General features: G+C 63.1%; 18 protein-coding genes and 1 tRNA gene. 8 read left to right on the forward strand and 11 right to left on the reverse strand.

What is annotated here, in order from left to right:
- Positions 1–257 precede the first annotated feature (257 nt).
- From U0025_RS15115 to U0025_RS15125, 3 genes are all read right to left on the reverse strand, one after another.
- Positions 258–1,886: a hypothetical protein gene (locus tag U0025_RS15115; RefSeq protein WP_004208251.1), complete on the reverse strand. Its 1,629-nt coding sequence runs from the start codon at positions 1,884–1,886 to the stop codon at positions 258–260.
- A 95-nt stretch (positions 1,887–1,981) separates the two neighbouring features.
- The gene (locus U0025_RS15120; protein WP_306452539.1) at positions 1,982–3,502 is read right to left on the reverse strand and encodes a site-specific integrase; all 1,521 of its coding nucleotides are present in this window, start codon (positions 3,500–3,502) and stop codon (positions 1,982–1,984) included.
- Positions 3,503–3,576: 74 nt separating this feature from the next.
- A tRNA-Gly gene (locus tag U0025_RS15125) sits at positions 3,577–3,650 on the reverse strand.
- Positions 3,651–3,763: 113 nt separating this feature from the next.
- Between U0025_RS15125 and U0025_RS15130 the strand changes: the two genes are divergently transcribed.
- From U0025_RS15130 to U0025_RS15145, 4 genes are all read left to right on the forward strand, one after another.
- Positions 3,764–4,765, forward strand: a complete 1,002-nt coding sequence (locus U0025_RS15130; protein ID WP_004208253.1) for a LysR family transcriptional regulator — start codon at positions 3,764–3,766, stop codon at positions 4,763–4,765.
- 200 nt (positions 4,766–4,965) lie between these two features.
- On the forward strand, positions 4,966–7,131 hold the full coding sequence (locus tag U0025_RS15135) for a TonB-dependent receptor (protein WP_004208254.1): 2,166 nt from the start codon (positions 4,966–4,968) through the stop codon (positions 7,129–7,131).
- A 164-nt stretch (positions 7,132–7,295) separates the two neighbouring features.
- The gene (locus U0025_RS15140) at positions 7,296–8,414 is read left to right on the forward strand and encodes a DUF47 family protein (RefSeq protein WP_004208255.1); all 1,119 of its coding nucleotides are present in this window, start codon (positions 7,296–7,298) and stop codon (positions 8,412–8,414) included.
- A gap of 15 nt (positions 8,415–8,429) precedes the next feature.
- Positions 8,430–9,431 carry an inorganic phosphate transporter gene (locus tag U0025_RS15145; RefSeq protein WP_004208257.1) on the forward strand — a complete coding sequence of 334 codons (1,002 nt, stop codon included), beginning with the start codon at positions 8,430–8,432 and terminating at the stop codon, positions 9,429–9,431.
- Between the two features lie 134 nt (positions 9,432–9,565).
- On the opposite strand, the gene U0025_RS15150 is transcribed toward U0025_RS15145, so the two are convergent.
- Positions 9,566–9,739 (reverse strand): hypothetical protein, encoded by a 174-nt coding sequence (locus U0025_RS15150; protein ID WP_004208258.1) that lies wholly within the window; start codon positions 9,737–9,739, stop codon positions 9,566–9,568.
- 140 nt (positions 9,740–9,879) lie between these two features.
- Here U0025_RS15150 and U0025_RS15155 point away from each other — a divergent pair, with 140 nt between their 5' ends.
- On the forward strand, positions 9,880–11,295 hold the full coding sequence (locus tag U0025_RS15155; protein ID WP_004208259.1) for a helix-turn-helix domain-containing protein: 1,416 nt from the start codon (positions 9,880–9,882) through the stop codon (positions 11,293–11,295).
- Positions 11,296–11,384: 89 nt separating this feature from the next.
- Here the strand turns inward: U0025_RS15155 and U0025_RS15160 are convergent, their stop codons facing one another.
- From U0025_RS15160 to U0025_RS15175, 4 genes are all read right to left on the reverse strand, one after another.
- Entirely contained in the window at positions 11,385–12,833 is a 1,449-nt protein-coding gene (locus tag U0025_RS15160) for a hypothetical protein (RefSeq protein WP_004208260.1), read from the reverse strand.
- A 31-nt stretch (positions 12,834–12,864) separates the two neighbouring features.
- Positions 12,865–13,185: a hypothetical protein gene (locus tag U0025_RS15165; RefSeq protein WP_004208261.1), complete on the reverse strand. Its 321-nt coding sequence runs from the start codon at positions 13,183–13,185 to the stop codon at positions 12,865–12,867.
- A 215-nt stretch (positions 13,186–13,400) separates the two neighbouring features.
- Positions 13,401–15,812 carry a TonB-dependent receptor gene (locus U0025_RS15170; protein ID WP_004208262.1) on the reverse strand — a complete coding sequence of 804 codons (2,412 nt, stop codon included), beginning with the start codon at positions 15,810–15,812 and terminating at the stop codon, positions 13,401–13,403.
- A gap of 383 nt (positions 15,813–16,195) precedes the next feature.
- Positions 16,196–17,032 (reverse strand): cold-shock protein, encoded by an 837-nt coding sequence (locus tag U0025_RS15175; protein ID WP_037490471.1) that lies wholly within the window; start codon positions 17,030–17,032, stop codon positions 16,196–16,198.
- Positions 17,033–17,266: 234 nt separating this feature from the next.
- Between U0025_RS15175 and U0025_RS15180 the strand changes: the two genes are divergently transcribed.
- Genes U0025_RS15180 through U0025_RS15190 form a run of 3 tightly spaced genes read left to right on the forward strand, consistent with a single transcriptional unit; the run spans position 17,267 to position 19,110 of the window.
- The gene (locus U0025_RS15180; RefSeq protein ID WP_010338324.1) at positions 17,267–17,884 is read left to right on the forward strand and encodes a ribonuclease D; all 618 of its coding nucleotides are present in this window, start codon (positions 17,267–17,269) and stop codon (positions 17,882–17,884) included.
- Positions 17,885–17,905: 21 nt separating this feature from the next.
- Positions 17,906–18,553 carry a hypothetical protein gene (locus U0025_RS15185; RefSeq protein ID WP_004208264.1) on the forward strand — a complete coding sequence of 216 codons (648 nt, stop codon included), beginning with the start codon at positions 17,906–17,908 and terminating at the stop codon, positions 18,551–18,553.
- Positions 18,553–19,110 (forward strand): LptA/OstA family protein, encoded by a 558-nt coding sequence (locus tag U0025_RS15190; protein ID WP_004208265.1) that lies wholly within the window; start codon positions 18,553–18,555, stop codon positions 19,108–19,110. Before U0025_RS15185 ends, U0025_RS15190 begins: the two co-directional genes overlap by 1 nt.
- A 1,126-nt stretch (positions 19,111–20,236) precedes the next feature.
- On the opposite strand, the gene U0025_RS15195 is transcribed toward U0025_RS15190, so the two are convergent.
- The 3 genes from U0025_RS15195 to U0025_RS15205 all read right to left on the reverse strand — a co-directional run bounded on the left by U0025_RS15195 (position 20,237) and on the right by U0025_RS15205 (position 22,586).
- Complete coding sequence (locus U0025_RS15195; RefSeq protein ID WP_004208267.1) at positions 20,237–21,091, reverse strand: hypothetical protein; 855 nt, start codon at positions 21,089–21,091, stop codon at positions 20,237–20,239.
- 104 nt (positions 21,092–21,195) lie between these two features.
- The gene (locus U0025_RS15200; RefSeq protein ID WP_004208268.1) at positions 21,196–21,789 is read right to left on the reverse strand and encodes a histidine phosphatase family protein; all 594 of its coding nucleotides are present in this window, start codon (positions 21,787–21,789) and stop codon (positions 21,196–21,198) included.
- Positions 21,786–22,586: a 3-deoxy-manno-octulosonate cytidylyltransferase gene (locus U0025_RS15205; RefSeq protein ID WP_004208269.1), complete on the reverse strand. Its 801-nt coding sequence runs from the start codon at positions 22,584–22,586 to the stop codon at positions 21,786–21,788. The genes U0025_RS15200 and U0025_RS15205 overlap by 4 nt, the downstream gene beginning before the upstream one ends.
- Position 22,587: the final 1 nt, after the last annotated feature.

Consider the following 22,587-nt stretch of genomic DNA (forward strand, 5'->3'; position numbering starts at 1 on the left):
CCCGACAGACCCCCGCTACCCGCTCCAGTCCTCATCAAACCCCTGAAAATCAACGAAAACCTGCTCAAAAGCGGGTCACTTCGCGTGTCTGGGACACAGAGGTGGGTCACAATGACCCGTCTAAAATCGGCCTAATACCATCAAAACAAACGAAATATTCCTCGTCAGGGTGGGTCACAACAGTGGGTCACAAACGATGGCCGCGCGGACTTTCGTTACGAGGATCGACTTTCCAGTTTCGGGTGCGGGTTCCAAACTCAATCGAGGGTGGGGGCAAACGCTCTGAACGCAACAGGGCGTCCATCTTCCAACTTGATGTTCAGGGCCAGCGGTGTAGCTTCAGTCGCGGCCTTCTGGGACGCACTGCTGAGCCCATCGAGAATATTGTCTTGCCCCTGCATCGCCCGGTTCAACAGCATATTCTCTTGACTGAGAAGCTGGCCTCTCAATTCGAGGGACGACACCACCTGAATTTTCTCACGAAAATCTCGATCCAACGCGGCGGTGGCGTCACCAGAAGGTGAGAATGCGTCCAGAACATCCTTGATATCATTCAATCGCGACCGCTTACCTGCTTCACGACCGGGAAATGCGCACAACAGCATATATGCGCAGGCACGGGCCCGGATGCACAGGAACAGTTCATCGTAAGCCTTGTCGAGCGAAACGAGTCGATCTTGGATAGCCTTGGCGTATTTGCCGCTACCCCATCCTTCCTTTTTGATCGCACGAAGAGCAACGATTTGGTCGCGAACCTCTTCACTGAGATGATCCTGCACACGCATCAAATCGATTTCGTGTCGTTCAAGCGAATGCAAAACTTCCTCAGCCAACTCACCTGTCAGCACAGATTCAGCGATCTGCTGAAAATATCGAATCGAGCCAGTCAGAATCGAGCGCCGTTCGCCTTTTTGGAATTTCGATATGTCGCTGAGAGAGGTTTTAATTTCCGCCAGACTCTTTTCGATCTGTTCAAGCTTTTGCTGCTCTATCATGGCACTAGCCAAAACCAGAACGGCGGTCGGCCCAACTAGACTTGCGACAGACACGTGGCCCAAGCTTTTAACAATGCCCTGTTGCCCCGCCTGCACAATTGATGCGGTGGCATTTTTGGCTCCTTCTTTCCACAAGGTGTCATTACGCAACATCTGCACACCTGCCATCACGGGCTGGATGGCTTCCAGCATCGGATACAAGAGACCTGACACCTTTGTGTTTTGGTTCACCTCTAGCCATCCCGCACCATCCGCCGGAAGATTGGCCATCGACAGAAAGGGTTCGCCTTCCCCCATGTGAATGACCAATGCGTCGGAACCATCGCCAGCGGATACCAGATTACAATCCAGTCGATCTGGCTCGTGTCTCGACATCCGCCCTTCATCCACGAGCTTGCGGCGGAGATATCCCAATTGCAGCAGTGCCGATGCGAACGGCTGCCATGCGTCGGAACTGAGTATGCCGCTGGCGGCACGAGATGCTGCGGCTGCTGCTTCTTCAACGATCCGCTGACGGTCAATGATTGGAACAGTCAGAATATGCTGGCTGGCAAAGCAGTTGAGGAGATTCGCCTCATTTTTAGAGTTATCCCCGACGTCAATCGAGAGCCCTATCTGCTTGCTAACCCCCTCCAGCATTGCGGAGTATGTAGGCCGTTGCCCATCGCTGCGAGCAAGTGCCGTCAACGCAAGCCGATACACTTCGTCACCAATTTGATCGGCATATTTCCCGTGGTCCGGAGCATAGCGTTCGAATGCACGCGTCAGCTTGAAGGCGCTCGCTGGCGAGGCAACCAGCATATTTACAATCGGCGCGATTTCGTCGTTGGTGCAGCGTTCGAGTATATCATAGATATCACTACATAATTCAGCGCTACCCGATTCGCTCATCTGCACTTGCCCCCGTAATGAGATTCCTCAACGTGTTAGCTACGTTGTTGATTCCGGGATAGAGGCACAACAGGTCAGTTCGCATCGGCACCCCGTCATTTCTGCATCAGATGGGACAAATCCAGACCGGGATATTCGATTTTCGCAATGGCATCGTAAAGAACTCTCGGATGGTAGCCCGCGCCATAAGCATCTGCTGCCTCGCTCTCCCCTGCACCAGTAGTCCACCCCCCGAGTCTCAGCACGATGTCTCGCTCAATGCGGGCATTTCTCGCCGCGTCGCGGAAACCATGCCGGAACGAATGAAAGCATGTCAGCGGTGCATTCGCTGACGCGCTGACAAGAAATCGCGAAAACCATCGAGAATATGCGACTGAGCGAAATCCTTTTGCACCGAGAGGTAGATCATCAAAAAGTTTCCGCGCGCCGCTTATTCGCTTCTGCTCAACAAAATCCATGAAATTGAGCCGAAGCAAAATTGGATGGATTGGCACGATCCGGGCACTTGCCTTGTTTTTGAGTGATTTGTCTCTCTCACCAGTCAAGCTATCTTCAGTGATCACGAAACACGCGATACCATCAATGATCCTGATATCAGCCACATCCAACTGACAGACCTCATTTAGTCTCGCGCCAGATAGCATTCCGATGAGCGCCACGAAGTATCTGGCACCCGTCGCAATAACAGGCCCCGGCATAGCATACCCGCCCTCCTGATCCTTGCATCCCGTATAGACCGGGGCTGCGAAAATCCGTTGGAGTTGTTGGAGAGAAAATGGCCGTCGCCGATCTTGAGGGTGAACCGTTTCGGCAAGCTGCAAGCCTTTTGACGGATTGCGGCCAATATATTCTTCCGCCACTGCCCAGTTCAGCAGGCTGCTAAAACGCGCCATATAGGCATTTAGATTTGTCGGGTTGATTGTCCTGACCTGCCGGTCAGATTTTCCCAGTGCTGCGGCATCGCGTGCGGATAGATCACTGTATATCTTGCTGAAGTTGACCGGCAACCAACGAAGGGTTTCGAACAAATCGCGACACGTTTCGCGCGTTATATCGGTGACCGGGGTTGAGGCACCGATGACATCCTCGACAACCCTGCGTGTTGTTTGATGGGCCAGCATCGTTCGCGCGCACCTTCGGCGCGTGGGATCATCGAGATATCGCTGGTAGATAGCAGAAAGTGTAGGCCCGGCAGGACGCTCTTCTTCTCTCGGTGATGGCATAGCAGGCTCACTGCTGACGGATGCAATGGATGACTGCCCCGTCCGCGCTACGAAGCCGGTATTATCATTCGAAGCGAGTAGGCCCTCCTCATATTTCAGCCCAGCGTCGCGGCGCTTCCCCTCGAACATAGCATCGATCTCCACCGCCAATCTCTGCCCAAGCCTCACTGCCAGTGACGGACTGTCCGTCCGCAGCGATCGCTTCACATGACTGCATCCCATCGCTTGCCGCAAATCAGCCGGAACCCGCACCCGAAACTGGAAAGTCGATCCTCGTAACGAAAGTCCGCGCGGCCATCGTTTGTGACCCACTGTTGTGACCCACCCTGACGAGGAATATTTCGTTTGTTTTGATAGTATTAGGCCGATTTTAGACGGGTCATTGTGACCCACCTCTGTGTCCCAGACACGCGAAGTGACCCGCTTTTGAGCAGGTTTTCGTTGATTTTCAGGGGTTTGATGAGGACTGGAGCGGGTAGCGGGGATCGAACCCGCATCACAAGCTTGGAAGGCTAGTGCTCTACCATTGAGCTATACCCGCCCGTCAGGTGACGCGCCCTGCCATCATTCACCGGGGCTCGTCAACAGCCCATTGATGGTAAATGCGTGAGAACACCTCTTAACCCGGCCTCCTCTTTGTTCTATCGCTCGGCCATGACCAACCCGTCCCTGCGCCAACTCGACATTTTCGCGCAGATGGTGGCCGCGGGCAGCCTGTCGCGCTGCGCCCAGACGCTGGGCGTTTCATCCGCCGTGATCGAGCGCGACATGGCGTCGCTGGAAATGCGGCTGGGCTATCGCCTGTTCGACGATATTCGCGGCGCGGCGCGGCTGACCCCGGCGGGCCGGCGCACGGCGCAGGCCATGACCCTGCTGGCACAGGACGATGCCGAAGATTGGGCAGAGGAAGCCACGCCCGCCCCTACCCCGCAACCTGATCCATCGCCGCCCCCGCCGCCTGCACTGCCCCCTGCACTGCCGGAATTGCTGCTGGATACGGATGCGCAATTGCCGTCGCTACCGGCCACGCCGCCGCCCGCCAATCGCGCCATCATCCTGGCGACGCCGGCGCCGGTGTTCGGCCATTTCCAGGATGCACTGACCGCGTTCGAGGCGGCCAATGACGATATCGCCATCACCCTGGACCTGAGCGTCCAGTCGGCGGTCGAGGCGGCGCGGGCGATCGAATCGCTGCGCGCCGACATCGCCTATTTCTATGCACTGGAGGAGCCGGCCGGCTTGTCGTCGCGCTATGGCTGGTCGGAACAGGTCAATCTCTATGCCGGGGCCGACCATCCGCTGGCGCGCGCGGGCAGCGTGTCGCGCGGCGACCTGACCATTACCCCGCAACTGGCGGTCGATCCGCGCAACGGGCTGCGCCCGATCATCGACGCGGCGCTGGCGCGCGGCGGCGCCCGGCTGGGCCCGGTGATGCTGGAAACCGACAATATGTTCGACATCATCACCGCCCTGCGCGAAGGCGCGGGCTGTTTTGCGGCGTTCGGCCCGATGGCGCGCGACCTGGGGCGGATGAGCGGCATTCGCCGGCTGGCGCTGGACGTGCCATTGCCCGCGATCGAGGTGCGCCAGACCGTCAACGAACGATCGCTGTCACGCCCCGGCGTGCAGGCGCTGGCGGATTTCCTCTTCCTCTGACCGGCAAATGATGGCGGAATTGCGCGGCTGATCCGTCTTGGCGGCGGGTAATATGCTGCGCGCCATGCCGTGCAAAAATGCAACAGTTGGTGGTGAATGCGGCAGAAACGGCCATCATTTCGCCGATCGTATATTGATATGATGTATCATGACCGATACGCGGAAGCCGACCCACATATTCTGCAAGGATAAAAAGCCTGATGCTTCGTTCCCCGTCGCTGCGCGCCGGCTGTGCCCTCACGGCCCTTTGCCTGGCATGGCCCGCCGCCGCCCAGACCGCAGCCCCCGCCGACACCCAGGCCGATGGCAGCTATCATGACCCGCGCAGCGACATCGTCGTCACCGCCCTGATCCTCCGCAGCCAGGGCGACATATTGTCCGGCACCTCGATCGTCACCGGCGAGGAATTGACCCGCAGCCTGCGCCCGACCATCGGCGAGACGCTGGCGCGCCAGCCCGGCGTGTCGGCAACATCCTTTGGCCCCAACGCATCGCGCCCGATCCTGCGCGGCTTCCAGGGCGAGCGCGTGCGCATCCTGACCGACGGCATTGGCAGCTTCGACGTGTCCAATACCTCGGTCGACCATGCGGTCGCGATCAACCCGCTGACCGCCGACCGGATCGAGGTGCTGCGCGGCCCGTCCGCCCTGCTCTATGGATCGTCAGCGATCGGCGGCGTGGTCAATGTGATCGACAGCCGAATCCCGCGCCGCGTGCCGGACGAGGCGATCCATATCGACGCGATCGGTACCTATGGCAGCGCCGCCAACGAACGCAGCGGTTCGGGCGAGATCGAGGTGCCGCTGACCGAGAATTTCGTCGTCCATGTCGATGGCAGCTACAGCAAGACCGACAATCTGCGCACCGGCGGCTATATCCTGTCCAAGGCGATGCGCGAGATCGCCGCCGCCTCCGACGAGGAGGAAATCCAGGACAATGCGCGGCTGAAGGGCAAGCTGGCCAATACCGCGGCGGAAGTGTGGGAAGTGGCCGGCGGCTTTGCCTATATCGGCGATGGCGGCAATCTGGGCATGTCGATCTCGCACAGCGAGAACACCTATGGCGTGCCGTCGCGCCTGGAAGTGGCCGAGGAGCATGACCATGATCACGATCATGACCACGATCATGAGGAAGAGGGCCACAGCCACGAGAATGTGACGCTGGCGATGAAGCAGACCCGCGCCGACCTGCGCGGCGAGGTCGCGGTCAATGGCGGCTTCCTCGACAGCATCCGCCTGCGCGCGGGCTGGGCCGATTACCAGCATCAGGAAATCGAACCGTCGGGCGAAGTCGGCACCACCTTCAAGAACCAGTCGATGGAAAGCCGGCTGGAATTCGTCCAGGCCGACCGCAATGGCTGGCAGGGCGCATCGGGCGCGCAATTCTTGACCCGCCGTTTCCAGGCCGATGGCGAAGAGAAATTCCTGCCCAAGAACCAGACCGACCAGTTCGGCCTGTTCACGCTGCAGTCGCTGGACCTGGGCGACACGCGGCTGGAAGCGGGCGCGCGCTATGAACATACCAAGCTGCAGTCGGACCCGGATGCCGACCTGTTTGCCGAGGCCAGCCAGCGCAGCTTCAACGCCCTGTCCGGATCGCTGGGCATCAGCCAGACGATCATGCCCGGCTGGCGCGTGGGCCTGAACCTGTCGCGCAGCGAGCGCGCGCCGTCGGCCGAGGAACTGTTCGCGCGCGGCAATCATGCCGGCACCCAGGCGTTCGAGCTGGGCAATCCCGATTTCGGCAAGGAAAAGAGCTGGGGCGTGGAAGGCACGCTGCGCGGATCGGGCAATGGCTACAGCTTCAGCCTGGCCGCCTATCACAACTGGTTCAGCGGCTTCATCTATGAAAGCGTGGTCGACGACAGCGTCTGCCAGGCGGCCAATGGCGGGGCCGAGATGGAATTCCCCTGCTATGCCTATGCCCAGGCCGATGCCCGCTATTATGGCTTCGAAGCCGAAGCGTCGGTGAAGCTGGCGCAGGTCGGCAGCTATGCGATCAACATTGACGGCGTCGCCGACTATGTCCGTGCCACGATCAAGGGCAATGGCCCGGCGCCGCGCATTCCCCCGCTCCGCCTGCTGGGCGGGATCGAGGCGCAGGGCGCACGACTGAGCGCCCGCGCCGAGCTGGAACATGTGTTCGAGCAGGATCGGGTGACCGATTTCGAGACGCCGACCGATGGCTTCACCATGGTCAACGCGTCGATCTCGTTCAAGCCGCTGGCCGGCAATGACCGCACCACGCTGATGCTGTCGGCCAACAATATCTTCGACGTGGAAGCGCGGCGCCATGCCAGCTTCCTGAAGGATTTCGCCCCGCTGGCCGGGCGGGACATCCGCCTGACGGCGCGCATCTCGATCTGATCCGCCTCCCGGCCTCGCCCAGCGGGGCGCCGGTCGCTCCCTTCGCCTGCCCCTCTGGGCGAAGGGAGCGATTGCAAAAAATGACATTTTCGTTACATAGCGCCGATGGAACGCGCTGCGGCAGAGCATGAGGATTCGGGCAGGTCGCCCGTAAGCCGCCGATAATGCGCCAGATTGCCGCTCTCCCCTATACCAGCGACCCGATCGACGGGTCGATGCAGATCCTGCTGATCACATCGCGCGACACCGGGCGCTGGGTGATTCCCAAGGGCAATCGCATCAAGGGGCTGGCCGGCCATCGCGCCGCGGAAGTCGAGGCGTTCGAGGAAGCGGGCATCCATGGCATCGCCTGTCCCGCGCCGATCGGCCGATACAGCTATGACAAGCGCAAGCGCAGCGGCAAGTCGCGCGAGGCGAATGTCGAGGTTTTTCCGCTTGCCGTGACCGGCCATCTGACGCAATGGCCCGAAAAAGGGCAGCGCGAGCTGCGCTGGTTTTCCGTCGCCGAAGCCGCAAAGGCCGTCGACGAACCCGAACTGCAATCGATCATCGCGGCTTTCCGCGAACCGCCCGCCGATCCGGGCTGGTTCCTCCGGTTGCTGTTGTCGATCCGCGAGAAGCAAAGTGAAAGGACTGGAATGCTGCGCTGGTTTCACGCGCTGATGCCCAAGCAGGGGCGTTTCTTCGAGCAATTCGAAGACCATGCCGCGACCCTGGTCGCCGGCGCCGACGCCCTGGCCAAGCTGCTCAAGGGCGGCCCGGACATGGACGCGCATATCAAGGAGATTTCGGACCGCGAGCATGAGGCGGACGACATCATCCGCGAGGTGCTGCAGGACGTCCGTCGCATCTTCGTCACCCCGTTCGACCGCAGTGCCATCACCGGCCTGATCGGCGTGATGGACGACGCGATCGACCAGATGAACCAGACCGCCAAGGCGATCGCGCTCTATGAGGTCAAGGATTTCGCGCCGCAGATGCAGGACATGAGCGCGCTGATCGTCGAATGCGCGCGGATCACGGCGGAGGCAATGCCGCTGCTGCGCTCGCTCAACATCAATTCGGCGCGCCTGCACGAACTGACCGAGCGGCTGGTCAAGCTGGAAGGCCATGCCGACATATTGCATGAGGCGGGCCTCAAGGCCCTCTATCAGCAAGCCCGCGCCGGCAACCCGATGGACTTCATCGTCGGCAACGAAATCTACAGCCATCTGGAAAAGGTGACGGACCGGTTCGAGGACGTCGCCAACGAGATTTCCGGCCTGGTCATCGACCACGCCTGACAGGCCTGACCCGATATGGAAGCCCATCTCGCCTTCCCGCTGCTGATCGCGCTGATCGGCGTTGCGCTGCTGTTCGATTTCCTGAACGGCCTGCACGACGCCGCCAACTCGATCGCGACCATCGTGTCGACGCGGGTCCTGAAACCCCAATATGCGGTCGCCTGGGCCGCCTTCTTCAACTTCATCGCCTTCCTCTTCTTTGGCCTGCATGTCGCCGAGACGGTGGGCAAGGGCATCGTCAGCGCCGACATCATCGATGCGTCGGTGATCTTCGGCGCACTGATGGGGGCGATCGCCTGGAACCTCATCACCTGGGGCCTGGGCATCCCATCCTCGTCCAGCCATGCGCTGGTCGGCGGCCTGCTGGGCGCGGGCACGGCCAAGTCCGGCCTGTCGGCGATCGTGTGGAGCGGCGTGTTCAAGACCAGCGCAGCGATCGTGATCTCGCCCGCCGTCGGCCTGTTCCTGGCGCTGATGCTGGTGCTGGCGATCAGCTGGATCTTCCGCAAGTTCACGCCGCAGGGCGCGGACCGGGTGTTCCGCAAGCTGCAGCTTGTTTCTGCGTCGCTTTATTCGCTCGGCCATGGCGGCAATGATGCGCAGAAGACGATGGGCATCATCGCGGTGCTGCTCTATTCGCAGGGGCTGCTGACCGGCGGTTTCCATGTGCCGATGTGGGTGGTGCTGAGCTGCCAGGCGGCGATGGGCCTGGGCACCTTGCTGGGCGGCTGGAAGATCGTCCACACCATGGGATCGAAGATCACCCGCCTGACCCCGGCGCAGGGCTTCTGCGCGGAAACGGGCGGCGCGATCACCCTGTTCATGGCGACCCATCTGGGCGTGCCGGTATCGACCACCCACACCATCACCGGCGCCATCGTCGGCGTGGGCGCATCGCGCCGGCTGTCGGCGGTGCGATGGAACGTCGCATCGAGCATCATCGTCGCCTGGGTCGTGACCCTGCCGGCGGCGGCGGCGATCGGTGCGCTGTTCTATGGCCTGACGCGTTTGTTCTGATCGGAACAGGCCGAGACAAGAAAAAGGGCGCGGGAGTGATCCCGCGCCCTTTTCCTATTCCACCTTCGTCATTGCGAGCGCAGCGAAGCAATCCATGGATTGCCGCGGGCCTGCGGCCCTCGCAATGACGGGGTTTACGCCACGCGGCCGAGGCGGTGGTAGAGATTGGCGTATTTGACCGATTCCGGCTGGTCCTGCACTTCCTTGAGATAATGGGCGATGGCGGTGCGGATCAGGCCGAAATCCTCCTGGCTGAAGACCGCGCGCGAACGGGCGGGCTGGGGCGCTTCCATCGTATCGGTCGTCATCTTCCTGTCCTTCCTGCCTTGTGGCTGTGCTGGTTGATGACAGCGATATTGACAGGTTGAGGGCAAAGCGGAAGGGCGATGAGTGGCCGCAAGTCACGCCGCGACTTGTTCATATTGTCAAATCGTGACAATATGACCTTATGGCAGATGTGACCGACCGGAAGCTCTATCTCGGCCCCAAGCTGCGCGTGCTGCGCCGCGAACTGGGGCTGAACCAGACGCGCATGGCCGAGGAACTGGGCGTGTCGCCCAGCTATCTCAACCATCTGGAGCGCAACCAGCGGCCGCTAACGGCGCAGATGCTGCTGCGGCTGGCCAATACCTATGACATCGACATTCGCGACTTCACCGCCAGCAGCCAGGATGGCGCAGCGAGCGACCTGGCCGAGATATTGTCCGATGCGCTGGTGCGCGACATCGGCATCGCGCGCGACGAAGTGCTGGAAGTCGCGGAAAATTATCCCGGCGTCAGCGAGGCGATCGGCCGCTTCTATCGCGCGCTGGCCGACCTGCGCCGCCTGCCCGAGCAGATGCAGGCGAGCGGGCGCGGCGCCGCCCCTGCCCCGCTGGTCGCGCCCGTCGACTGGTGGCGCGAGACGGTGGCCAAGGCCGGCAATCATTTCGCCGAAATCGACGCCGCGGCCGAAGGGATCGCCGCGGAGCTGGAGGAAGATCCGGCGCTGTTGCAGGTCGGGCTGCGCGCGCGCCTGAAGGAGCGGCATGGCATGGCGGTGCAGATGGTGCGCGCCGATGTGCTGGCCGGGACAGTGCGCCATTATGACATGCACCGGCGGCGGCTGATGCTGAGCGAGCGGCTGCCGGCATCGGGGCGAATATTCGCCATGGCCTATCAGCTCTGCGCACAGGAGATGGCCGACCTGATCGCGGCACAGGTGACGCGCACGGCGTCGCCGGACGAGGACAGCCGGCGGCTCGCCGTCATTGCGCTGACCAACTATGCCGCCGCGGCGCTCATCATGCCCTATGACCGGTTCCGCCAGGCGGCGGAGGCGAGCCGGCATGACCTCCCCCTGCTGCGCGCGCGCTTCGGCGTGTCGACAGAGCAGCTGGCGCACCGGCTCACCAGCCTCAACCGCACTGGCGCGCGCGGCATCCCCTTCTTCATGGTGCGGATCGACCGGGCGGGGATCGTGTCTAAGCGCTTCGATGGCGAGGCCTATCCCTTTGCCCGCTATGGCGGCACCTGCCCACGCTGGGACGTGCATGCGGCCGACGCGCCCGACATCGTGCTGCCGCAGCTGATCGAGACGCTGGACGAGCGGCGCTTCCTCACGCTGGCGATCGCCCTGCCCCGCGCCGATGGCGCGCGCGGGCGGCAGGTGATTGCACTGGGCTGCGAGGCGAAACATGCCGGGCGGATCATCCATGCCGATGGCATCGATACCGAGCGCGACGATGCGGTGACGGTGGGGCCGACCTGCCATCTTTGCGAGCGGCGCGACTGCCCGGACCGGGCGCTGCCGCCGGTGACGCGCGCGCTGGACCTGCACAGCTATGAGCGGACCGCCAGCCCCTTCCCGTTCCGGCGGGTATGATAGGCGCTCCGCCCCGCCCCCGTCACTGAGAGGGGCTCCGGCCGTCGCCGGGATGAAGGGGGCGGAAACGGAGCGCCTGCCGCCACCCCTCAGGCAGCTACGGGTCTGGGTTGGGGCGATCGGGCGGAGCGGTTCTTCACGCGGCGCATCGGCAGATTGCGGCAATGGCGCTTGAAATAGACGATCTCCAGCAGGGTCGGCCAGATTTCGAGCGAGGAGCGGATCAGTCCGACCTCGTCATCGACCATGCGGCTGACATTCTGCTGGAAGAAATCCGGCTCGAAATCATAGAAGGTGCGTGACAGGCCGGCGGCAAAATGGCCGAGCGCGTCGCGCCGCTCGGTCGTGCGCGCGTCGGCCATGCTCTTGAGCACCCGGTCATGCAAGGCGCGGGCGCTGTCCAATATCTCCTCGCTGTCCTGCAGGCTGACCGCGCCGTCATAGTCGAAGGCGATCGACCATTCGTCGGTGCGCTTGAGGCTGGTGCGGATCTTGCGCTTGAGCAGGCCGCAGATCGCCTCGTTGAACACCTCCGACGCCAGCGGATTGCGCATATAGCTGTTCTTGATGTGGGTCTGGGCGGAATCGACATGGGCCGAGACCATGTTCGACTGCTGAATCCAGAGGCGATAAATATAATCCTCGAACCGCAAGCGCGTCGGGAAGAAGGGCGGCAGGCCGGTGCGATTGTCATAGCCCGCGACGCCGCAATCCATTCGCCAGTTGAGATTGGTGAGGCAGGGGCGGAAATTGACCAGCACATAGGTATCGTTGAGCCGTTCGGCATCGACCTCGTCCGGATCGTCGAGGAACATGTCGACGAAATCGACCGCGTCGATGTCGTTGGTGCCGGTGCGGAAGGTCTGCGCCATCTTCACCACCGCCGAGCGGGGCAAGCGCCCTTCCTGCAAGGTCAGGCTGTTTTCCCGCGCGAAGCCGAACGAATTGTTGGATTCCAGGTCCATGGCACTGTCGATCACCAGTTCACCCTGGTCGTAATTGGCCGGCGCGTCGGCCACCGTCTTGCCCAATATGTCGCGGAAGGACTGGAGAATGTCGTAGGATTTGCGGCAATGGCCATTGGCGCCGCGCGGGATGGTCTTGCCCCGGCTGATTTCCCGTTCGCCCAGCGTTTCCGGGCTGTCCTCGATCAGGGCATAGGGGCGCATGTCGTCGTCGGCGCTGACCATCAGGTCGCCCAGCGTATACATCAGGGTGAAGTTGCGATTGCCGCCATAGCTGGGGCGGAAGAGGTTGCGGACCAGCACGTCGAGCTTGCGGTCGCGCAGCCGCTTGCAGATGTAGGAGACGAACTGCTCCTTTTCGGCGGGGCCGACATACCAGAGGTCGTTGACCGTCTTTGTCGCCTCCAGCGCGCCGAAATATTTGTCATGATTGGCGACCGAGGAATCATCGAAGACGATGATCGGCGCGGTCTGGCCGCTACGGGCGAAATTCTCGTCATAAGCCTCGACGGTCGCGCCGACGTCGCGCAGGCGATAGGTCGGGATCACGAAATGCAGGTCGCGTTCGCTCACAAATTTGTCCTTTGGGAATATGGGAAGGGGTTCAGTCGCGCCGGGCGCGGGCGGCCAGAAAAGCCGCGAGCGGGGCGCGATCTTCGGTCAGGATCAGGGGATCGCGATAGCCATCGCGCTGCGCCTGGCGCCGTTCGAGGTCGCGGCGCCAGCCATCGCGCAGGCGCACGCCCTGGCAGAGCAGCAATATGCCGAGGCTGGCGAAGCTGAAGCTGGCAAGGGCCAGCGCCATTTCGAGCGGCGCCGATGCCGGGCCGTCCAGGGTCAGGGCGCGATGCAGCAGCGAACTGCCCGCCGCCGCGCCGACGAGCAGCAGGCCCAGGCCGCGCCAGGCGAGATCGCGCCGGGTCATGATGCCCGGCTCCGTTGCCATGCCGGAGGAGCCGGGGCGGCGCGCGGCCGGATCGACAGGCGTCCGGTGAGCCGTGGCCGATCGCTGCGTCGCCCGGCATCGGCAGAGGCGGCAGGAGGAGGTCGGTGGGTCATGGGACAAGGGACTTAATGGCCCCCGTCGGTCAAATTCCAGCCGGCCTCCGGCCCGTTTTCATAGTATTTGCATAGGGATGATCAGCGGCCGCCCAGCAGGCCGCTCTTCACCGTCAGTTGCAGCATCACCGCGCGCGGGGCGCCGAGCGAACCCAATATGTCGCCTTCGCGCACGGCGTTGGTGCCGGTGCCGGCCGCGCTCGCGCCCACCACCGATCCGCCGACGATGATCAGCTTGTTGGTGAGGTTGCGGCCGATCAGCGACAATTCCCAGGGCTTGCCCGCGCCGCCATTTATCGACAGGGCGGCGTTGAGCTGGACATAATCATCCTGCAGCGTCCTGGGGTTGCCCTCCGTCTGGGTGACATAGGCGCTGCTGTAATTGAAATCGACCGACAGCGATCCGCCGAGCCGGTCGGCGAAACTATGGTCATAGGTGAAGCCGCCGGTGATCGCGATTTCGGGCGCACGGAACAGGCGTTGGCCGGTCTGGTCCTGATTCTGATAGGGATTGGCGGCCGTGCCCCAGGTCGATTGCGGCAGATTGGGGTTGAGCGGATTGAGATTGCAGCCCTGCGCGATCGACTGGCCCGCATAGCAGCCGCCGATGAAATCGGTGTAGCGGGCGTTATTGTAGGCGATCGCCGTGTTGAACGTCAGGCCCGCGAGCGTGCGCGGCCGGATGGTGAGGCTGAGTTCCGCGCCTTTGATCTCCGCCCCGCCCGCATTCTGGGTCAGCTGGGTGAAGGAGGCATTGTCGTAGCGCGAGAGCTGAAGCCCGCTATATTTATAATAATAGCCGACCAGATCGTAGAGGATCTGGCGATCGGCGACATAGCCCTTCGTGCCGATCTCGCCGCCCTTCGCGGTCATCTGGTCATAGGAGAGGTCGATCGCGGCGCGGCTCTGGTCGGCATCGGTGCGCAGCCGCGTCGGCACGGTGTTGAAGCCGCCCGAGGTGAAGCCCTCGCGATAGGCAGCATAGACGGTGCGATCGCTGTCCGGGCGCCAGGTGAGCGTCACGTCGGGCGAGAAATCGGTATAATTCTGCTTGGGGCCGAGAATCTGGATCGGGCTGCCGAGCGAGGTGCCGGTCAGCGACTTGTCTTCCCAGCTATAGCGGCCGCCGACGGCCAGTTCGAGCGGGTCCGCGATCTTGTAGCGCAGCTGGCCGAAGACCGAGGTCGCCTTGGTATGGACGTCATAATAGGTCGATCCGACCACGAAGGGCGTGCCGAAATTGGTGGTGAAGGCCTGACGCGTGAGGAAATGGGCGTCCTGGAAGAAACCGCCGACGAGGAAGTTCAATGGCCCGTCATAGTCGGACGCGAGGCGCAGTTCCTGGCTGAAGCCCTTGGCGGTGATGTCGTTCGACGCCCCGAAATAGGGATTGTTGGAGAAGGTGAAGCTGTCGACCGAACGTTCGCGCAGGCGGTAATAGCCGGTGACCGAGGACAGGGTATAGGCGTCGCCCAGATCCTGGTCGATGCTGAGCGAGGCGAGGAACTGCTTCGACTTCATGAAGGGCACGCCATCGCCATAGCTGGGATCGCTGGCGGCGGTCGCCGGCGCGAGGATGGCGTCGTAGAAATTGCGGTTGAGCGTGCAGTCGGTCGAGCCATAGCGACTGACGCCGGCGGGGCAGTAGATGATCTGGCTGAGGCCGGTGGGGCCGACGCCGTCCCGTTCGCGCTGGCCATAATTGACCTTCGCCTTGATCCGGGTCGATCCGCCCGCATCATAGGCGAGCGTGCCGCGGACGAAGACATCTTCGGAATTGAGGCTGTCGGCGCCGCGCCCCGGCGTGATCCCGGCGATCGGTTCGGCGACATTGCGGAACCAGCCATCCTCCTTGGAATAATAGCCGACGACGCGGGCGGCGAGGCCATCGGTCAGCGGCACCGAGGCGCTGGCCTCGACAAAGCGCTGGTCGGCCATGAATTCATAGCCGGTGCGCAGCTTCGCCTCGAAATCCTTGCCCGGATCCTGGGAGATGAGCGAGACGATGCCGCCCGGACTATTCTTGCCATAGAAGAGCGCCTGCGGCCCCTTCAGCACCTCGACCCGGCCAAGGTCGATCTGGCCAAGGCGGATGGCATTGCCATAGCTGATCGGCACGCCGTCGAAATTCAGGGTCACGGCGGTTTCGGTCGAGGGGTTGGAGATGCCGGCGCCGATGCCGCGCAGGTTGATCGAGCCACCGACCTGATTCTGCGATTCGGCGATGACCAGTTGCGGCACCTGCTGGCTGATCGCCTGGAAGCTGGTGGTGGCATAGCGTTCGATCTGGTCGGTCGAGAGCGCCGAGACGGCAACCGGCACGTCGATCAGCCGCTCGTCACGCTTGCGGGCGGTGACGATGATCTCCCCTGCCCCGGCGTCAGCCTGGGGTACGGGTGCGGTGGCGGTATCCTGCGCCTGTGCGGTTGCGAGCATCAGGGCCGGGCCGGCAGCAACTGTGGCCAGCAGACGGCCGATCAGGGCCTGCTTCATATCATCCTCCCATTGGTTCAGGCCTTGTCGACAATGCCGCAAGGCTCATTCCATTCGGGACGATTATGGTCCGAGGCTAATGGTCAGGCAAATTCGCCGAATTGATCGATCTAGCAAATGATCATCAGAAAAATATATAGATCAACATGTTGATCAATTGTCCATAAGCGCCGAATTTACGGCATTTTTGATCCGAATATCATCGGATATTTTGGCAGATATTCACGTTTTCTGTGCCACATTCAGGCGCATCGCTTTGACGATATATGGCGACCTGTCGACTGATCGAGATGAACGGCAGAAACGAAAAAGGGGCCGCCGGGCAGGCGACCCCCTTCGATATTCCTGTCACGTCGCCCGTACGGCGAACGGGCGACGGCCGATCAGTCGGCCTTGGACTGGAGATTGACGGCCGCGTACTTGCCGCGACGATCGACTTCCAGTTCGAAGTCCAGACGGTCGCCCTCGTTCAGGGCGCCCATGCCGGCGCGTTCGACAGCGCTGATGTGGACGAAAGCGTCCGGCTGGCCATCATCACGCTGGATGAAGCCGAAGCCCTTCATGGCGTTGAAGAACTTGACCGTACCGCTGGCGCGTTCGCCGGTCAGCTGACGCTGCGGGCCACGCTCTGCACCACCGAAACCACCGGCGCGGGGTTCGCGCGGTTCACGCGGCGGCGCACGATCGGTCACGGGGAGCGGTTCGCCGTCGATGACCAGATCGGTCGCCGACACCTTGCCACCACGATCCACCAGGGTGAAGCCGAGCGGCTGACCTTCGGCCAGACCGGTCAGGCCGGCCTGCTCGACCGCGCTGATGTGAACGAACACGTCTTCGCCGCCATCGTCACGAACGATGAAGCCGAAACCCTTCTGGCCGTTGAAGAACTTGACGACACCCTTGCCTTCGCCAACGACCTGGGCCGGCATGCCGCGACCACCGCCGCCGCCGCCACCAAAGCCGCCACCGCCGCCGCCGAAGCCACCGCGGCCACCGCCGCCGAAACCACCGCCGCCGCCGCCGAAGCCACCGCGATCACCACCGCCGAAGCCACCACGACCACGATCACCACCGCCGAAGCCGCCACCGAAGCCGCCGCGGTCACCAAAGCCGCCGCCGCCGAAGCCGCCGCCGCTGCCCTGGTCGTAGAAATTGTCGTCGCCGAAACCGTCGCGCTTGTCCTTGCCGCGCCCGCCGCGGCGCCCTCTGTCAAAACTCATGCCCTGTTAGTCACTTTCGCTTCGCCCCAAGACACATTGGACAAACATGTCGGGCGAATGACATGCACAATCCACCGCAAAGTCGCGGTTTGGGAATCACTATATCAAGTTTTCCGGGCAGCGCGAATGATTTCGCATATCGGGCAAAAAGAGCGCCCGCAGCGCCGATTTACAGGCCCTATCTGCCAAAGCCTTGATTGCGATATGGCCCGTTTCCCCATAGAGGGAAAAGTCATGACCGTCCATTTCCATGAAGAAGATCTGCCCGAGGGCGTCCTTGCCCCCGGCCCGATCGCCGTCGATACCGAAACCATGGGGCTCATCACCCCGCGCGATCGCCTGTGCGTCGTCCAGATCAGCGACGGCAAGGGCGACGAGCATCTGGTCCGCTTCAACCCCGGCAGCGACTATGCCGCGCCGAACCTGAAGGCAGTGCTGGCCGATCCCGAGCGGATCAAGATCTATCATTTTGGCCGATTCGATATCGCCGCGATCCAGCATTATCTGGGCGTGGTGGCAGCCCCCGTCTATTGCACCAAGATCGCGTCGAAGCTGGTGCGCACCTATACCGACCGCCACGGCCTGAAGGAACTGGTCCGCGAACTGCTGGGCCAGGACATCAGCAAGCAGCAGCAGTCGAGCGACTGGGGCGGCCCGAACCTGTCTGACGCGCAGAAGGATTATGCCGCGTCCGACGTGCGCTTCCTGCACCAGCTGAAGACCGAACTGGACAAGCGCCTGACCCGCGAAGGGCGGATGGAACTGGCCCAGGCCTGTTTCGACTTCCTGCCCCATCGCGCGGCGCTGGACCTGGCGGGCTGGCCCGAGAACGACATCTTCTCGCACATGTAAGCGACAGGGCGGCAGGCAGACATGTCCATCCAGGCCGAGCAACAGCGCAACGTCCGCCGCCATTGGGCCCGGCCGGGTGGCAGCCATGACAAGCTGGTGCGCCTGCTCAAAAATTATCTGCCGGTGGCGGTCGGCGTGCTGACCGCCCTGCTGGCCATGGCCCCCTTCACCGGCGGCGACAAGGTCAGCTTCGTGCTCGACAAGAACAAGGTCGAGGTGGCGAAGGAGCGGATGCGCGTGTCCGAGGCGCTCTATCGCGGACAGGACAGCAAGGGCCAGCCCTTCTCGCTGCGGGCCGGTTCGGCCGTGCAGAAAAGCTCGCGCGAGCCGATCGTCGACCTGAACGACATGGCCGCACGCATCCTGCTGCCCGAAGGGCCGGCGGTGCTGAACGCGCAGAAGGGCCGTTACGACATGGAGACCGAGCGAGTCGCGATCGTCGGCCCGGTCCAGTTCGAGGCGGCCGGCGGATATCGCCTGGTCACCCGCGACGTGGGCATCGATTTGCAGACGCGACGGATGAAGAGCGCGGGCCGGGTCGACGGGCGCATCCCGATCGGCACGTTCAGCGGCGACCATCTGGAAGCGGACATGAATGCACGCACGGTCACGCTCAACGGCCGGGCGACCTTGCGCATCGAACAAAATGGCCTCAAAGGGCAAAAGTGATGAAACGCACCCTCATCCTGCTGTCGACCGTTGCGCTGGGCGCGACCGGCCTCCTCTACGCCGGCGCCGATGCGCAGGTGTTCAAGAATCATGACAGCAATGCGCCGGTGAACTTCACCGCCGACCGGATCGAGGTGCAGGACCGCGCCGACCGGGTGGTGGTATCGGGCAATGTCGAGGTGACGCAGGCCGGCATGACGCTGAACGCCGCCCGCATGACCGTCGCCTACAAGCAGCAGCCCAATGGCGCGGCCAACACCGGCAATGGCGTGGAAATCCAGCGCATCGACGCGTCTGGCAATGTCGTCATCACCAAGGCCGACCAGACCGCGCGCGGCAATGTCGCCATCTATGACCTCAATGCCAAGCTGATCACCATGGTCGGCAATGTCTCGCTGACCCAGGGCGTAAATCGCCTGACCGGCGGACGGCTGGTGATGGACCTCAACAGCGGCCGCACCACGGTCGACGGCCGCTCGACCGGCGGCGCCGGCACATCGACCAGCCCCAGCGGCCGCGTGTCGGGCACCTTCACAGTGCCGCAGCGCAAGAACTGACCGGGGTTCAGGAGGCCGGGCGACGCGTTTCAGGCGGTCTAACGGCTATCGATTTCCGTCATTGATGCCGGGCTTTGGCGGCTCACGACCATTTGTGGACCTTGCCTGCAGAATCCATCTACATCGAAAGCAGACAATGAGCCTAACTGACGTTGGTGGACACCCAGTCCGGAGGCAGTTGGTTCCAAGGCTGATCGGGCCATCTCGCGGCCCTTTCCTCCTTAATCCGCCGCTCTCTACGGATGGGGCCGCCAACATGCCATTCGGCTTCCTCTTCGCCAAAGTCAGCAGTCAATCGTGCCGGAAGGTGCTGCTCAGCGTCCCATACTGCCATCAACTCCATCTCTTGGATCGCCGGATCGTCAACACGAGTTTCCCACGCGGGTCCGTTACCAATCCAAACAGACACGGCGAGCGTGCCCGCTGACCATCGCACGGAAGGGTGCGGCTCTACGAGGCCATTTGCCACAGGGTAGCGCCCCAGCTTCTTCCATCGCCCAGCACGCAACGCGCGCGTGATCGAAGGATAAGAAATTGTGATGATGGACATTACTGGTGCAGCGAGCACACTATCAGCATCAACAGGCTCTCGATCTCTGCGCTGGAAGAACCCCACACTCTTTTCAGACGTGGTTTGTCCATAGTATATCCAGCCGCGCTCTCCAGCGATTGCGTAGAGGGTGCCGGGTTTTAGATCCGCGCGGGCGGTGGGCTTTTCTGGAAACATCGGGCGAGGGTGAAGCTACCGGTCGCCATCGTCAATGTCGGAAATAGCAATCAACGGCACTGAAACCCGACCTTCCGCTTCCCACCCAGAAGTGGACATTCCTCCCCGGAACGGGGAGTTCAATGGAGACACGGGTCTCCATTGAACAGACGCGAAGCGCTGACGGAGGGGCAGGTGCCTCTTGGCGCTGCGCTATCCGGCCTGTGCCCCTCCACCACTCGCTACGCGAGCGGTCCCCCTCCCCGTGCCGGGGAGGAATGTCTACTTCCCACCCTCCTGGCCATTTAGCCGGCATCGCGTCGGTGCCCCCCCATATCCGGGACAGTCGCCCCATGGCCCCGGATGTTGCTTGCTCCGCTCCAGGGACGCCGGCCTTTGGCTGCGTGGCTGCGAAATCCGTTATTTCTTCGGGAACAGCAGGGTGAAGATCATGCGGATGCCCCATTCGGGGCCGCCGTCGGGCGAGACGGCATAATATTTGCCGCCAAGGCCCACCTGCACCGCCTGGTCGCCGACCTTGGTCAGTTGCGTGACGGTGAGATTGACCGGCACCAGCCAGTCCTTGCCCTTCCAGTCATAGGCCGCTTCGGCATTGATGCCATAGGTGGTGGCGTGGGACGTGGTGTGGCTGAAGAAGGGCTGCATGAAGCTGGCGCTGACGTCGGAACGGTCATCCTTGCCGGCGATCGACCAGATATGGTTGCCGAGGAAACCGACCGTGTTCTGCCCCATCTGCTTGAGCAGCACGACGGTCGGGCCGGCGCCCCATTTGTCCCCGCCCAGATAGCGATCGGTTGCCGAGGGATAGAGGATGGCGGGCCCCACGCCCCAGATGATGCCCTTGTTTGCCTTGGGCGAGAAGAAGAAGCTCTGGGTGATATCGCCAAGGCCGAAGGCATCCGTGCCCGGTCCCTGATAGCTATTCTGCGCGACGACCGGCACGATGGTGCGCACGATCATGTTCCAGTCCTTGCCGACGCTGATCGGCACCACCGGCTGGATGTTGAGCGTCGACTTGATGCCATCATCCCCCGCGCCGAAGTCGAGATTTTCCTGGAACGGCACGCTGATCAGGGAGGCGACCGGGTTGGACAATTGCAGCGCCAGATCCTGGTCGCTGCCGCCCGCCGGCGGTGGGCCGGAGGTGATGGCAGGCGCTGCCGGCGAGCCCGCATCCTGCGCGATCGCCGGCAGCGGCGCCATGGCGACTAGGGCCGCGAGGCAGGCGATCTTGCGATGATATCCCGTCTGCATGGCCAAGCGCCTTCCCCTTTCGAACATTGTGCGCGGGGACAGAATGACCCGATCGAGAGCGGCGGCCAATCGCGGGCTTTGCGGAGATCTGCCGGGAATAATCCCTAGGGGCGCTCGTCCCAGCGCAACAGCCGCACCTGGCCCGGCGCATCGACGACCAGTTCGCCAAAGGCCCCGGTGCGCAGCTTGAGCTGGCCATGGGCAAGGCCCAGCGCCAGCAGGGCGAAGCGGGCGGCGCCGTTGCTGGTGACCAGCAATTCCGTCCCCTCCCCTTCTGCGGCGAACCAGGTGCGCCAGGCAGCGATGCGCGCGGGAGCGTCGACGGTCCAGCCATCGGGCACGATGCCGTCCCGGTCCCAGGCGGCGATAGCCGCTTCGCCAAGACGCGCTACGACGGTCGCCTCGGGCTGCCCCTCGTCCGGGCCATGGTCAATCTCGTCCAGCCAGGGCAGGATGGCGTCGACCGGATGGTCGAGCGCGGCCGCGATCGATGCGGCGGTCTGGCGCGCGCGCTGCAACGGGCCGCTGTAGAGACGCACGGTGCCGAGCGACTGGGCCGCGAAATAGCTGGCGAGACGCTGGGCCTGGGCCATGCCGCTGTCGACCAGCGGAATGTCGGTGCCGGCCCCGACCCGACGCGCATCGGCGCTGGAGGCGAAGGTGTTGCCGTGGCGGATGACGAAGATGCGCCGGCTCATGACAGGGCCGGCGTCGGGTCTCCATGGGCGGCGATCAGCGCCTCGACCCGCTGGATGTCGGCCTCGGTATCGATGCCGCTGCTGTCGAAGACGGGCGGATCGACCGGGACGGTCATGATATCGATGCCCAGTTCCAGCAGCCGCAACTGCTCCAGCCCTTCCAGATTTTCGAGCGCCGTGGGCGGGGATGCCTCGAACCGGGCGAGCGCATCATAGGCATAGCCATAAAGGCCGACATGGCGCCAGACGGGGGATATGGGGCCGGCGGCACGCAGCCTGTCCTCATCGCGGATGGCGGGCATGATCGTCTTGGAGAACCAGAGCGCCCGGCCATCCGCACCGCGCGCGCAGGTGGTGCCGCTGAAGGGCGAGCGTTGCTTATGCTCGCGCAGCGCATCGAGCGCGGCCCAGTCGAGCCCGATCACCGGGGTCGCGACCTGCGCGCCGGCATCCAGCGCCTCGATCACCGCGCCCAGCGCTCCCTTGGGCTGGAAGGGGGAATCCCCCTGGAGATTGACGACGAAGTCGGGCTGCGTGACCTGCGCGCGGGCGGCAGCGAGCGCGCGGCCGGAGCCGGTGGCGATCGCGCTGTCGGTCATCACCGCGTCACAGCCGGCGGCCTGCGCATGGGCCGCAATCTCGTCATCATCGGTGGCGACGACCAGAGCGACGCCGGCGCGCACGCCGATCGCCGCGCGCGCCATGGCGATCGTGCGATGCAGCAGGCTGCGCCCCGCAATAAGGCGCAGCGGCTTGCGCGGCAGGCGGGACGACCCCGCCCGCGCCGGAATGACCACC

Origin of the sequence: Sphingobium yanoikuyae (genome assembly GCF_034424525.1) — a bacterium.
Classification (GTDB): Bacteria; Pseudomonadota; Alphaproteobacteria; order Sphingomonadales; family Sphingomonadaceae; genus Sphingobium; species Sphingobium yanoikuyae.

Coding starts and splice junctions, on each gene's coding strand:
- U0025_RS15115 (WP_004208251.1), bottom strand. CDS start 1,886: ATGAGCGAATCGGGTAGCGCTGAATTATGTAGTGATATCTATGATATA.
- U0025_RS15130 (WP_004208253.1), top strand. CDS start 3,764: ATGACCAACCCGTCCCTGCGCCAACTCGACATTTTCGCGCAGATGGTG.
- U0025_RS15135 (WP_004208254.1), top strand. CDS start 4,966: ATGCTTCGTTCCCCGTCGCTGCGCGCCGGCTGTGCCCTCACGGCCCTT.
- U0025_RS15140 (WP_004208255.1), top strand. CDS start 7,296: ATGCGCCAGATTGCCGCTCTCCCCTATACCAGCGACCCGATCGACGGG.
- U0025_RS15145 (WP_004208257.1), top strand. CDS start 8,430: ATGGAAGCCCATCTCGCCTTCCCGCTGCTGATCGCGCTGATCGGCGTT.
- U0025_RS15150 (WP_004208258.1), bottom strand. CDS start 9,739: ATGACGACCGATACGATGGAAGCGCCCCAGCCCGCCCGTTCGCGCGCG.
- U0025_RS15155 (WP_004208259.1), top strand. CDS start 9,880: ATGGCAGATGTGACCGACCGGAAGCTCTATCTCGGCCCCAAGCTGCGC.
- U0025_RS15165 (WP_004208261.1), bottom strand. CDS start 13,185: ATGACCCGGCGCGATCTCGCCTGGCGCGGCCTGGGCCTGCTGCTCGTC.
- U0025_RS15170 (WP_004208262.1), bottom strand. CDS start 15,812: ATGAAGCAGGCCCTGATCGGCCGTCTGCTGGCCACAGTTGCTGCCGGC.
- U0025_RS15175 (WP_037490471.1), bottom strand. CDS start 17,032: ATGAGTTTTGACAGAGGGCGCCGCGGCGGGCGCGGCAAGGACAAGCGC.
- U0025_RS15180 (WP_010338324.1), top strand. CDS start 17,267: ATGACCGTCCATTTCCATGAAGAAGATCTGCCCGAGGGCGTCCTTGCC.
- U0025_RS15185 (WP_004208264.1), top strand. CDS start 17,906: ATGTCCATCCAGGCCGAGCAACAGCGCAACGTCCGCCGCCATTGGGCC.
- U0025_RS15190 (WP_004208265.1), top strand. CDS start 18,553: ATGAAACGCACCCTCATCCTGCTGTCGACCGTTGCGCTGGGCGCGACC.
- U0025_RS15195 (WP_004208267.1), bottom strand. CDS start 21,091: ATGCAGACGGGATATCATCGCAAGATCGCCTGCCTCGCGGCCCTAGTC.
- U0025_RS15200 (WP_004208268.1), bottom strand. CDS start 21,789: ATGAGCCGGCGCATCTTCGTCATCCGCCACGGCAACACCTTCGCCTCC.